The following is a 12,068-nucleotide window of genomic DNA, read 5'->3' as shown; positions in this document are numbered from 1 at the left end:
TCAGTATGGTGGCGGCGCGATGTTCGCCACGGGGACGGAATCGATGATTGGTGGCATAGGACGCGCCTTGTTTTCAATAAGACGGGCGCCAGTGCCGGTCGTATCTTCGGCGTCCAATTCCTGCAGAGCAGCGACAACCGCAGCCCGTGCGGCGCTGTGGGGCGCCAGTGCACGAAGGATGGCCGCCTGCACGCGAGCGAACTGTGGACTGCCCAGGATGGCGACGTTATTTTGAATGTTGATCGTGGATCCGGCGATCGTGGCGATCTCGCCAGTCACCTTGCCGATTTTTTCGAGCACCGATGTAAGCTGTGCCGCCACGATGGCAGCGCCTCGACCATCTCCGGCTTCGGTCATGAGCGCCAACTGAGCCATCAACATCGTGCGAACGACGCGAAAATGGTCAAGCACCGACGCGCCCTCTTCTGCCGCCGTGTTTGCCAGGTCAGCGAGTTGCGCCGGTCCGGCGAGATAGGACGCCTTCACTTCGTCCGATACATGGCGTTGCCAATGGCGATGTATGGCGTCTCTACTGAGGGGTTTAAATTTTGTCGCCAGTGACTCTAGGCTCGCGCCACCGGCCCGCAATAATTCGATGCGCCATCTATCGGGATGCGAGCATACGGTACATTTCGGCCCTCTTTTCACCTGCAAAAATCCTGAGCGAATTGTGTCATGTGTCCCCCATGTGGCCCTACACTACTGCAAGATAGACATTTTGTCAAAAAACACCAATAAACACGGCACAATTGTAATTCGACCACATGATTGAATATCACATGATACGGCCGAAACCAGGTGCGATGAGGGCCCGAAATGGGCGCGGGTTGAAAGTCAGAGGGGCGGCAGCGACTGGAGCCACCTGCAGTTACGGGTTGACTCTCGCGTTTCCATTTTCGAACCAGCGCCAGCCAAATTTGCGCAGGTTCGCAGGTGCGCACGTTGTTTCCAAGGAGCACCACACACTACGATCGACGCGCAACATAGAATCGTTCCTTACTCACTCTTTCTCTATTTAACCTGCGAACCTGCGCAAGTATTTGAAGCATATACAGAAAAGTTGCGCACGTTGACCTGCGCGGCGCACGTCCTGTCCTGCGCAATGGGCTAACGCAACCTCGAAATGGAAACGCCCGCTCCAACGGAACGGGCGCAAGACAGTCAACTCCCGTTTCGAGTTCAATAGGGGGGCGGTGGCAGTCTGTCTAACTGGAATCTTACCGCATGCATTGTCCGATGCAGTATCAACGAAGCGGCGCCCTTCGCACCGCCCATAGCGCTCTTCGAAAGCCAAATTCGGTCGCGCTGGTTAGGTTGCGCAAAGCTGAGTTTTTCCATCGCGCTTCCTATTTTGTTGTCGTTGCATTTACGGAAGCGCAGCGCCTCCAGAATGTCGGCCGAGGTGACTATGCATGCAAAATCTTTGAACGGTCCGATTAGCTCGACGACATGCTCTTCGAGCGGCGCAAGCTGCCGGGCAGCCTCTTGATGCTCCGCAGCGACCGTCCATATGTGTTTCGGAATACCAAACGTCTCGCCTTCGGCTTCGCGAACCGCCGCTTCGCCGATCATTTGATCTACATTGTCACGTAGCCACTCTAGATTGGCGTATCCATTGAGATGCACAGGAAGGAATCTGCGTCCACCGCTCGCGTCACGGAGCGGACGCGGATCGTTACTCGTGCCGATGAAGATGCAACGGCGCGGTGGCTCGGATGCTTCCTCCTTATATTTGAGCGTGGCGTTATCTTTTTTTGTTGAGATGAACGCCTTCACCTTCTCGACCTCAGTTTTGGACATGCCGGCGAGTTCTTGAAGCTCGATCACCCAGCGGCCGCGCATCTCCGGAATGGTGTCGACTTTACGCCCGCCGATCTCAATCGTGTCCGTGAACCAGTCGGGGTTCAGTGCGAGCATTTCAGCTATCGTCGACTTGGCCGTGCCTTGCTTGGAGATCAAAATTGCGCATTCATCGTGTTTGCATCCGGGGTGACGCGCGCGACGGATCATGCCCCCAATAATATTGCGACCGACCGCGCTGTGATAGGCGTCGTCGGTTACACCGCAAGTCATGTGTAGCCAAAAATCCAGTCTGGGCACGCCGTCCCACGCTCGAGCGCATTCATTGATGCGTTCCAGAACGGGATCGTACAATTCCTCTCGAGCGATCTTGTTCAAGGCGCGCTTAAATCGTTCAACGGTAGGATGATAGTTGAATTGGCTGTTCTCGGCGTCGACGAGGAGATCGCCTTTCGCATCATCGTCAAGGTGCTGCCAATTGTCCTTACCAATGTCCGATATCTCGTTGCGACCAAACCATTCGTTCCTGCGAAGTCGCTTTCCCGCGGTTCGCAGAAAAACGGAGACGTTGTCGGAATTCGCCGGATCAGGATTGCCCCTTGAGTCCAGAATGAAGCCGGCACCAGTGTTGATCTCGCGGCGGACCTTGCCTTCAAATGCTTTGATTGCAGCATCGAACTTCGCGCCGGTGATGATGGCGCCTACGGCTGTAATGCGATGAAACACGCGCTCGCACACGTCCGGATGTACCGCGTAGAGGACTGCGAGCATCGGTAAAACACGCTCTTGGCGAAACTGCTTCGGCTGCGTCTCTGCCATTGCAAGCGTGCTTTTAATCGCAAGGTTGAGCAGCCCGAAGAGCGGATGATCCTTGATCACGTCAGGTAACTGAATCGGACTGCTCGGCCCTGGCATGTCGTGGGTGCTAGCCAAAAACTCATCAAGGATTGGCTGCCCAAGAGCGGAAACGATGCGCTGTGTGTCAGCAAGCGGGATAGCCTTTGACTTTGAGCGGCTCGCTTCGGATTGTTTTTGCATCATTTGCTCGAACTTCGCGTGGATGGGTCGGATTCGTTGGGTGTATTCCTCGTAAAGACGCGCGTACTCCCCGTCGTCATCGGCGATCTTGGCCGTCTGGGCATCGAACCAAGCGTCCAAAGCGACGTATTCGTCGCGAAGCGACTGTCCCACAATTCGCTTTTTTCGTTCCCAGTGTCGCTGGGCGAGAGGATCCGACGCGGGTTCACCCGCAGCGAGCCATTGTTGATACAAAAGCCATTCTTGTTCGGCTTTTTCTTCGACGGCTGCAAAATGCGTCTTTTCCTCTTCTTGTTCTTTCCGCCGCCGCTCTTCTTTTCGTTGCGTATAAATGTCGCGGAGATGTTCGATCGTGGCGGCAATATCGGGAGTCGGTTGCCATCCGAAGTGTGCAACTTCGTCCATCGCATCTATTAGAAGACGGTCCGTGTCTTGGCGTGGCCGATCGAAAGAGCGCCATAGACGCTCCGTCTCTCGACGCCAGTCATCGGGGATCGGCGTTCTTCGGCGAAGGATATAGAAGTTGTCGAAGATGTCCTGGCCGCATCCGCCGACATCACCGAACAGGCGTAGGATGTCCCAACCGAAATCTTCCGAATAGCCGAAGCGATATTCGTTAGCGAAATCCACCAGCGAGTATGCGGCGTCTTCGCTAATAGGGACAGCTAACCGTGCCTCTAGCGGAGGTTCGTCTTTTGCACCATCGTCAAGCCATTGCTGAATGCCGACGACCTTCGGATCGTCGAGCGGATCGTAATCTGTTGTCGTAGTCACTTCGGGCCTTTCTGCCGCGCGTTGCGGCGTTTGAAGACCCGTAACCGTTGACAAAATGGCCGAAAAATGCGACAGGTAAAGTGTCAGCGATACCCAGCGTTTTCCGACCCGTGCCGTAAGGTGCGGGTCTTTTCATTTCTAGGCGGGCACGGCTAGCGGCCCCAGTTCTTGCGCGATGTCGCGAAAAAACTCATGCGATATGCGCACATTTCGCGTGATGAAGTGCTCTCCAGGATCCCACTCGCCATAAATAAATGTTGCGCTGCTTGAAGGATTGCGGCTTAGCGAAATGTGCGCGTGCGTGCCGTTGTCGACAATTTCGAAGGCTAAGAATCCGCCATAACTGGTCCACGCGGCATATGTGCCGCTCCGAAAATCTTGGATCAGTGAGTCCAAAGCGTCGCCGAATTGATGGGCTGCGAGAATGCTCATGGGTGATGCGAATTCAAACGCGGCGCGCGTGTTCGCTTCCTCGTCTCCCGGCGCGGCGTCGAGGCTTAAGTTCGTGAACCCACCCGTCGCGGGCAGATTCCTCACGCGCAGGACTTCGGCGGCGATATCCGCACCGTACTCGAAATCTAAAATGAGGGACAATGCGGCCGACGTGACATCGCTTTCCGCTAGGTCGACACCGCCGTACCGGCCAGGCTTGCCTTTGGCAACCAAGCCGGCCGCTTGCAGAGCCGATAATCGGGCTTCGACCGTTTTGACTGGTTTACGAAATTTGTCGGAGAGGAAGTTTTGTAGGGTCGTAGTTCTCATTTTTTAAGGATAACACGTCTAATCCCTCATGTCAAGGGTTTAGGACGCTTGCACAACTCGACCTGTCATCATTAAGCGGCACTCGCCTTTGCGATTGCGCGCGCTAGAAAATTTATTCGCACCACTTCCCGGCATCGACATTGGGGGTCTGTAGAAGGCGCGTGCATTGATGGTCCGTCTGGCGTCTGGAACGGTTCGAACCACTTGCGGCCGTCTTTGTTCATGCCTGGAATGAGCCGATGTGTCGGCCGCACGCGCTGATCGTCTGACGTTTGCCAAAATCGCCGAATGAGCAACTTGTCTAAGTGACCCTTGTCTATTGCCTGCTGATAGGCTTCGGTCTGTGCGGCACCGAGCGCGCGTATCGCTTCCGTACGCGCGATATTATCCCCACGCCATTTCAAAGCACGGTTCGCATAAGCGGCGCGCATCTTGGATTGGGTGTCGGCGGGCAATCCCCTGCCCTGTGCGATCGCTTTAGTCACCGCAACGTCAAATCGCTTGTCTCGCAAGCCGCGCTCGACCAGCCGACGCAACTCTACTGCATCGGTGCTGCCAAGATCGTTGGTATAGCTTGCCAGCCACGCCTCTTGCCTCGAGTGCAAGCCTACCACGCCCCCGACTCGTTGCTTGGTGCGCGGATTGATGCGGCCGACCAGGTCAAGCGCGGTGTTGCGCGGGTTATGACCAGCGGCCAGACCGCGCTGCAGGAAGCCGCGGATCATGTCTCGCTGGTCGTCAACCACTTCCGTGATCAGGTTCGAAGATCGATGCCGGATCCAATCTTCAGCGCGCACGTTGCGGACGTTGAAAAGGATTCGCAGCGAATGCCCCGCGGCCTGCCGGATCGGCGGAATGGAATTCGCTGCGGCAGCGCCGCCATCATTGAAACCCTGCTGATGGACGAGCGCAAGCTGGCTGAAGTCCGCCGGATCGATATTGAGCGCCGCAAGGCACCGTTGACGTCGCCGTTTTCCAGAAGGCGCGTGATCACCGTCAGGTTAGTCCGATCGGTGATACTGCGGATCGCGACCAGGAATGCATCGCGGAGCTTTGGCTCCATGTGCTAGCGAGCTTCTCGAGATCAAGTGCCATGCGTCACCCGTCTAAACATACGGCGCCGTGACCACTGTGCTTGTGCCGCTATCGGATATGTCCTCTGCGCCAGCAATTGTAAAGAATGGCGCGTGGATCACCGTGTTCTGTGCAGCAGCGTGAACCACAATGCCAGCCGTCGCTCCCGGCGCAAGGTTTTCATACCGGCCACCCATGAAACGGATGCGCTGCGAAGCCTGCCCAGTGTGAGATACGCGGGCACCGCAGTTGGTGTACCCTTCGGTGCTGAAACCCCAATACGTATTGTCGGTGTTGTCGTAATCCTCAGTGCCGATGAGCATAGTGGCGGAGCGACCACCATGAAATTGTATATGGTTGCCAAGCGTTCCATTGCTTACAGCTATGGTCACGTTGCTGATGTCGACACCGAAGAAATCATTGTAGTAAGCGCCAACCGAATTTGGCCCGCCGTTTTTGATACCGTACTGAATGCCGTAAATTTCTGTCCCGAACACCTTGACGAAGGTGAAGGATTCCCAATTCATTGCCGCCAGGCCATTATCCGGCGCTGGGCCGTTAAAGAACCCGCCGTGGATAGAGACGCGTAAATTTCGATATGGCGTATGGTGATATCCGCTGGTGCCGCGACCCGCCATCATATCGATACTTGCTGCCGTTCGAATGATTGCGTTGCGGCTTTCGAAATGAATTTCGGTGTAGTCGTCCAATAGCCAAGTCTTAGTAATCTTGTACTGACCGTCAGGTACGAACACGCCTCTGCAAAGGTCCGAACATGCTTGCAGCGCGTGAGTGCTGTCAGTTGTTGGATAGTCGCCAACCGCTCCGAACCATCGGACATCGGCCCGACCAGAATACTCCCGCACCCAGCAACCATTGCTGCCGTCAAGGCTGTGCCCTGTCGAAATGACGTAGACACCCTGCAAAGGATCAACGAGACGTTTGACGGTAAAGTTTGTTGTCCCCGTGAGATTGATCGCAGTTCCAGCCCTGGCATTGAGGAAGGTCGAGGCCAGCTTGAACGTGTCCGCCGTCGAAGCGATCACGTAATAGATCGTCTCAACCGACAGGCCGTTGACTGCCGTTGTGGCAATAACAGCGTCTCCGGTTCGAAACCCATGAGCAGTTTTGGTGATCGTTTCCGTACCTGAATCAACACTTGTGCTCGTGGCGCTCAGGTTTGTCAGCGTCGACGACATATCGGAATTGTCGCGCCGGAAGGTGAACCCGTCTTCAACGAGTGTCGCGGCGTTGTTTGACGTGTCCAAGGCTTTCAGTGCTGCGCGGTCGATCGCAAGCGCGGCGGACTCTGTGGTGTTTAGTTTCCAGAAACCAGTCATTGATTAGACCTCGTATTGTGAAGTTAAAACACCATCGCCACGCTGCTGGCGTTCTCGGCCGCCAAATACTCGGCCGCGCTCGCATACCTGACGCCTACCGCAATTTCGTCCGGCGTCGCTGGCCGATAAGTACCGGTACCATCCGGACCTGGTTCGCAGACTTGCTCACGTCCCGGGTCGCCGACGATCCACACCGCGGCTTCAATCTTCAGCGCTTCTCGCTCGAATTCACGCTGCTCCATTGCCGCCGCGGTGCGAATGCCATTCCGGGCGACGGCGAGAATTGCTTCCGCCTCTGCAATAAGACCGTCTAGCGATTCTAGTTCAGCGATCTCGGCCGGATGCTTTAGTTCAACGTAACGAGCTTCGATCTTTTCGACCAAGGCGCGATCGTTTGCGGTAAAACCGCTCAATTCTGGCGGGCTGCTCACTGCAGCCTCGATCAGCCGCAGGTCCGTTGTACTCAGCAGAAGCGCATGGCGCTCGCCCGGTTTCAGCGACCGTAGATGATTGCGAATTTCTCCACGCTCAATCGCGCCGACGAGGTCGGTCTTGTCTGGCTGACTTGGCCGCAGCGCGTCGCGCTTTTTGGCAACCTCGCGTTTCAATTTTGACACAGGCGCCGCCGCCACCTGGAGCGCTCGCAACTGCGCCGGTAGGAGATCACGAACGGCCGCCTCTATGCCGCTTTGTGTGTATTGACCTGAAGCGGCCATCTCCGCGCGCCGAGCCGCCAGTCGCGTTGAAATTACCAGTGCGGATTCGGCGCCGGCTCGAATGGCGGTCGAATGCGGCGGATGGTTTCGAAGCCGACTAAGCAGGTTTTGATAGTCCGGGTTCATCAGAGAGTCCCCCGGTTGATTTGGTCGCGACGATCAGCAATGTCAGTTTGCCAATGTCCGCTGACATCCGCCGCAAACTCCGGATGGCGAAACTGCACCGGATCTGGCAACACACCGAAGGACGGAACGTCTAGCAGTTGGTCAATCGCAGCCAGTTCGATAAGCGCGTCGTGATACTGCTGGATGGCGGCCGCGTAATTGGCGCCCGCAGTTGCGCGGGCGATTTTGAGTTGCTCAATATTCATTGGTTTTTCCATTCTTCTCTCAGATGACGTCGATGTTGCTGCACGCGGGACATCCCGGCTTTCGCTTGCTCTCAACCACTTCGAATTCGACACGCTGACCAATCACGAGGCTTTCGTATGCCTCGTCGACCTCTGAAATGTGCGCAAAAATTTGGGCTTGATCGGTGTCACGCTGAACGAAGCCGAATCCCTTGTCGGCATTCCAGTGCACAATGGTGCCAGTGAACTTTGTGCTGCTCACGCGACGCACCCCGCTGGCGTCCGGGATCGTTTGGGACGTGCAGCGATGAGCGCAGCAACGTGAGCGTCGATCTCAGATTCGAGCCAAGCGTGTCGTGCTGGCGAGATAGGGACTCGGTTTGGGAATTTGCCTTGCCGCTCCAGGCGCCAAATCTGACACTTGGAGAGCGTGATGCCCTTGGCCTTGAGGCCATCATAAGGGATTAGGACTGGGGACATGCCCGGCGGCTCCGATTAGCTCGCCACGGGCACAAAAAAAACCGAGGCGAGCGCTTGTTGCGCAATCGTCTCGGCCGTCCGACCGTTAAGCGGTCCGGATGCTAAACCTTGAGGTTCTGAGGGGCTATCCGGCCGCACTCATTCGCATCGTCCAACGCTTAGAACATCGTGGACTATACTCCTATTTTTAAGAAAGTCAATGCGGCGCTACGCTTCCAACTTCAAAGCAACAACGTTCGCGGCGCCGGCTCAACCATCGTGCGCAAGCGCGCCGCCCATAGCTCGATCGCCTCGCGCTTCTCGGCTAAGTATTCGTGCAGGTCGTAAACGCTTTTAATTCCGGGACGGACGTGCGCCAGTACAGCCTCGCGCGCTTCTTCTGATATCTTGAGCCGCGACAGGTGGCTTCGGACCGTGCGGCGGATGTCGTGGTTCACAAAATTAGGCAGCATGACAGCTTCGGGATCGTCGCCGCACTCAGTAGCCATTTTTCGAAGTGCCATTAGCATCGCTTCGTCCAGATTATCCTTAACTTTGCCGCCCATCCACACAGGTTTCTCCCCCGCCGTTGTAGAGAATAAAAAACGAGCGCCTTTGATCCGAGGTAATTCTTCCAAGATCGTCAGGAGTTCGCCCGTCAACGGAACCGTGTGCGGACGAGCCTTTTTCGACCCGCTATCTTTCCCCTTCATCCGTGCGGCCGGAACGACCCATATCAATTGTTCGGAAGAAAATTTCGACCAATCAACACGCTCGCCGTCTTTGCGATTGCGGAGCGCACGAACAACATCGGGATGGAATTCAGTCCATTCGGCATTCGCAACCTCACGAAGGCGAAGCGCCGTTAGCGTGAGAAGCCGATAGACCGGACCGTAGGGATAGGTCAGTTCACCGGACCCACGCCACAGCGCCGTCAGCTCTTCGTTGGTCAAAACCCGATCGCGGACAGAGCTAACGTCGCCAATGATATCCTTTGCGGCGATCGTAGCGCAGGGCGAGCTTGTTATGCCGTATATCCGTTGCGCGACGGCCCAACGGAAAAATCGCTTAATAAGGGCAAAAAGGTTTTTCGCCGCTATCTTAAATTTGCGCGCCTTGGCCTTGACCAGTGTTAGAACATCGACATCGGTTATATCGGCAATCGACTTCGACCGCCATTTCGGTAAGAGCTCACGCCGGATCTCATTCTCGACGTCTTTGCCCTTCCGTTCTGCCGGCAGCTTATCCCGTATAAAGTCCTCGGCGACCGCGCCGAACGTCGTCTTTCTTTTTTGGATTTCCGCAGAGCGGTCCCGCTCCTCTTGAACGGAGGGGTCGATACCCTTTGCCACGAGCGCGCGCCAATTCTTCGCCTTTTCGCGGGCGTCGGCGAGCGTCATCACGTCCACACGCCCGATCTCTCGGCGGGTCGGATTGTTGCTCGTCGGGAATCGTGTTCGCAGGATGAAGGTACGGGTGCCGTTATCCGTTACACGAACGCCAAAGCCGGGCACCTGGGCGTCCATCACTTGGTATCGCTGCCCCTTTAATGCGGGCTTCAGTGAACGCACGCGGCTATCGGTAAGGTTTACCCGATGATCCGTCTTCGGCATTGGGGCCCCCTAGGGGCCACATGATCGCGAAATAGCTTGTGGCCCGATGCGAAACGTTGCGTCGCATAGAATGGCACTAAAGTCAACAAATGTGGTACTTTTATAGCCGGAGACCCCCTGATTGCAACGCTCTGCGAATGTACCGAGTACTTCTTTTAATCATGGGGTCGAGGGTTCGAGTCCCTCCGCGCTCACCAACCAAGCCCGCGATTCCACCGCTCATTTTCGGCAGCGGGAACGTTCTAAACCACCACCGCACGGCTAGGAAAACAATTCCGCTCAAGGCTGCCAACGACAAGATCCAAGCGCCTATTCTAAGATGGCGCGACTTGATCTGTGCCTGTTTGTCTAGGCTGGCAACTGTCCGGTCCAAGATCGAAGCCTTAGTCCCGCCCACGATGGCGCGGCTTTTTTTTGCAGCAGCGGGTCGTCAACAATTCAACCGTGTGTGGCAGACACGCTACAGCCGCACCCGAGCTCCTACCGTTATATTGAGCGGTATCGATCGATTACAGCTTTGAGGCTACCTCATGAAGAAGATTCTTCTAGCGACCGCAGCCGTGCTGATCAGCGCGTCGGCTGCGTCCGCCGCTGATTTAGCAGCTCATCCCTACACCAAAGCACCGCCCTTACCGCCCGCTCCGATCTATAATTGGACCGGCTTCTATATCGGCGGTCACATCGGCGGTGCCTTCGGTAACTCCTCGAACAGCATCTTCTTACCCGGTGCTGTCAACAACAACGACGGCGTGTTCATGGGCGGCGGCCAGATCGGCTATGACACGCAGTTCTCGCCGAACTGGGTCTTCGGTATCGAAGCCAATTACAGTTTCCTCGATACCAGCAGTACCTTCGCCAACCGTGGCCTCGGATCGGTCACCGGCCGAATCGGCTACACTTGGGGTCCGAATTTGCTGTACTTCAAGGGCGGCTACGGCTGGGCTGACTCTCGCTTTAGCAACGGCTTCGGCGGCAACGGCGGCCGTGACGGCTACACCCTTGGTGGCGGCTTCGAATACCTGTTCACCCAGAACTGGTCAGGCAAGGTCGAGTACCAGTACTACGATCTCGGCACTGTGAACTTCGTGGGCCCGGGCCCGCGTTTTGTTCGGGGCAACCTCCACAACGACCAGCACACCATCAAGATCGGTCTGAACTACCGCTTCAACTGGGGCGCTCCGATGGGCGCTCCGCTTGCCCCGGGATACTGATTACTCTCGAACCTCGCGGTTCTGAAAGCAAAAAGGGCCGGCATCAGGTGCCGGCCCTTTTTGCTTTGTCCGCGGAGGAAATTTGTTTGAGGCTGTCGTGGATGGCGTCTGAGGCCGCGTATCTTAGCCCTATGAGAACCCAAGGCCGAACGGGTACTATACTAGTAAATCACCTCGCATCCGATCCGAGAATGAGCCGAATTATCGTCTGCTCCGTCATCCTATCCGCCTTCGTTTTCGGGCTGGGCCATTTCATGACCAGCCTTTCGAGTCTAGGGACTTAGGCCCGTTCCTTGTTCCGTGCGCCGTGGGCTGCACCATCATGTTTGTTCTCGCTTTCGCCTGGGATTGGTTCGAGCGTAGCCATGGGCCTCATCGCGGCTATCAACACCGCCTGATCACCAGTAACTGGAGCCGTAGCGGCATTCACCCGGCACTTGTCCAGATGAGGGATTGCAGCGTCTCTCGCCGGTTTAGCACCACTATAGACATTGGGGCGGACTCGCATACCGACCCGTGCCCAAGTCGCGTAATCGCCCCTACTGGAGGTGCGAGCCTCGAGACCGGCTAACGAGTGTAGCGATCGTAATATCGTTGAAGACTGTTCCGGGGCGTCTGAGAGCCTTTGGTCAAGATCACGCCCAGCGCGAAACCAATAATCCCTGCCGTTAGGAGAGCACTCCCCGGGCTTCTGGCGACGAGATCGGAGCCGTGATCGTAAGCGGCTGAGCCGGATTTCGTTAAGTTAGCAGCCAAGTCTCGCGTGGCGCGCTTGACCTGATCGGATGCATTTCGGAGTGCGCCTTCATTTTCCGCGTCGCCGCTAATATTCGCCATCAATCGCTCCCTTTGATCGCTCCGTTTGAAGCATCAACCGAGCGCGAGCGCGATAGTTCCGAGGCTTCGCTCCTTGGCGAGACGTTCGACGCGC

Annotated in this window: 12 protein-coding genes; 2 read left to right on the top strand and 10 right to left on the bottom strand. The window is 56.4% G+C overall.

The genetic code is table 11. The annotated features are described in order from the left end of the window. From AC1RT6_RS02605 to AC1RT6_RS02590, 4 genes are all read right to left on the bottom strand, one after another. Entirely contained in the window at positions 1–648 is a 648-nt protein-coding gene (locus AC1RT6_RS02605) for a hypothetical protein (protein WP_493029026.1), read from the bottom strand. Positions 649–1,179: 531 nt separating this feature from the next. After that, a complete protein-coding gene (locus AC1RT6_RS02600; RefSeq protein WP_493029025.1) occupies positions 1,180–3,243 on the bottom strand; it encodes a VapE domain-containing protein in 2,064 nt (687 codons plus the stop codon). A 507-nt stretch (positions 3,244–3,750) separates the two neighbouring features. Continuing rightward, positions 3,751–4,278, bottom strand: coding sequence for a hypothetical protein (locus AC1RT6_RS02595; RefSeq protein ID WP_472789962.1), 528 nt, complete (start codon positions 4,276–4,278; stop codon positions 3,751–3,753). A gap of 167 nt (positions 4,279–4,445) precedes the next feature. After that, positions 4,446–4,805 (bottom strand): phage minor head protein, encoded by a 360-nt coding sequence (locus AC1RT6_RS02590; RefSeq protein WP_493029254.1) that lies wholly within the window; start codon positions 4,803–4,805, stop codon positions 4,446–4,448. 396 nt (positions 4,806–5,201) lie between these two features. On the opposite strand from AC1RT6_RS02590, the gene AC1RT6_RS02585 reads away from it, so the two are divergent. After that, positions 5,202–5,444 (top strand): hypothetical protein, encoded by a 243-nt coding sequence (locus AC1RT6_RS02585; protein WP_493029023.1) that lies wholly within the window; start codon positions 5,202–5,204, stop codon positions 5,442–5,444. Positions 5,445–5,480: 36 nt separating this feature from the next. Here the strand turns inward: AC1RT6_RS02585 and AC1RT6_RS02580 are convergent, their stop codons facing one another. From AC1RT6_RS02580 to AC1RT6_RS02555, 6 genes are all read right to left on the bottom strand, one after another. Then, positions 5,481–6,788 carry a hypothetical protein gene (locus AC1RT6_RS02580; protein ID WP_472789968.1) on the bottom strand — a complete coding sequence of 436 codons (1,308 nt, stop codon included), beginning with the start codon at positions 6,786–6,788 and terminating at the stop codon, positions 5,481–5,483. A gap of 23 nt (positions 6,789–6,811) precedes the next feature. After that, the gene (locus tag AC1RT6_RS02575) at positions 6,812–7,504 is read right to left on the bottom strand and encodes a hypothetical protein (protein ID WP_493029020.1); all 693 of its coding nucleotides are present in this window, start codon (positions 7,502–7,504) and stop codon (positions 6,812–6,814) included. A 125-nt stretch (positions 7,505–7,629) separates the two neighbouring features. Beyond that, on the bottom strand, positions 7,630–7,887 hold the full coding sequence (locus AC1RT6_RS02570; RefSeq protein WP_472789971.1) for a hypothetical protein: 258 nt from the start codon (positions 7,885–7,887) through the stop codon (positions 7,630–7,632). 7 nt (positions 7,888–7,894) lie between these two features. Further along, positions 7,895–8,116, bottom strand: a complete 222-nt coding sequence (locus AC1RT6_RS02565) for a cold-shock protein (protein WP_472789973.1) — start codon at positions 8,114–8,116, stop codon at positions 7,895–7,897. Then, complete coding sequence (locus AC1RT6_RS02560; protein ID WP_472789975.1) at positions 8,113–8,334, bottom strand: helix-turn-helix transcriptional regulator; 222 nt, start codon at positions 8,332–8,334, stop codon at positions 8,113–8,115. Before AC1RT6_RS02560 ends, AC1RT6_RS02565 begins: the two co-directional genes overlap by 4 nt. Before the next feature lie 221 nt (positions 8,335–8,555). Further along, on the bottom strand, positions 8,556–9,926 hold the full coding sequence (locus AC1RT6_RS02555) for a tyrosine-type recombinase/integrase (RefSeq protein WP_472789977.1): 1,371 nt from the start codon (positions 9,924–9,926) through the stop codon (positions 8,556–8,558). A gap of 530 nt (positions 9,927–10,456) precedes the next feature. Between AC1RT6_RS02555 and AC1RT6_RS02550 the strand changes: the two genes are divergently transcribed. After that, positions 10,457–11,137, top strand: a complete 681-nt coding sequence (locus AC1RT6_RS02550; protein WP_079446953.1) for an outer membrane protein — start codon at positions 10,457–10,459, stop codon at positions 11,135–11,137. The last annotated feature ends 931 nt before the right edge of the window (positions 11,138–12,068 follow it).

The sequence above is a fragment of the Nitrobacter sp. MLSD-S21 genome (genome assembly GCF_058809865.1).
The sequence above is the reverse complement of the archived record's forward strand: the minus strand, read 5'-3'. Positions and strand labels throughout refer to the sequence as shown.

Excerpts from the sequence above, each read along its gene's own strand:
- AC1RT6_RS02600 (WP_493029025.1), bottom strand. The coding sequence starts at position 3,243 with ATGGACGAAGTTGCACACTTCGGATGGCAACCGACTCCCGATATTGCC.
- AC1RT6_RS02590 (WP_493029254.1), bottom strand. The coding sequence starts at position 4,805 with ATGCGCGCCGCTTATGCGAACCGTGCTTTGAAATGGCGTGGGGATAAT.
- AC1RT6_RS02585 (WP_493029023.1), top strand. The coding sequence starts at position 5,202 with ATGCCCCGCGGCCTGCCGGATCGGCGGAATGGAATTCGCTGCGGCAGC.
- AC1RT6_RS02580 (WP_472789968.1), bottom strand. The coding sequence starts at position 6,788 with ATGACTGGTTTCTGGAAACTAAACACCACAGAGTCCGCCGCGCTTGCG.
- AC1RT6_RS02575 (WP_493029020.1), bottom strand. The coding sequence starts at position 7,504 with ATGGCCGCTTCAGGTCAATACACACAAAGCGGCATAGAGGCGGCCGTT.
- AC1RT6_RS02570 (WP_472789971.1), bottom strand. The coding sequence starts at position 7,887 with ATGGAAAAACCAATGAATATTGAGCAACTCAAAATCGCCCGCGCAACT.
- AC1RT6_RS02560 (WP_472789975.1), bottom strand. The coding sequence starts at position 8,334 with ATGTCCCCAGTCCTAATCCCTTATGATGGCCTCAAGGCCAAGGGCATC.
- AC1RT6_RS02555 (WP_472789977.1), bottom strand. The coding sequence starts at position 9,926 with ATGCCGAAGACGGATCATCGGGTAAACCTTACCGATAGCCGCGTGCGT.
- AC1RT6_RS02550 (WP_079446953.1), top strand. The coding sequence starts at position 10,457 with ATGAAGAAGATTCTTCTAGCGACCGCAGCCGTGCTGATCAGCGCGTCG.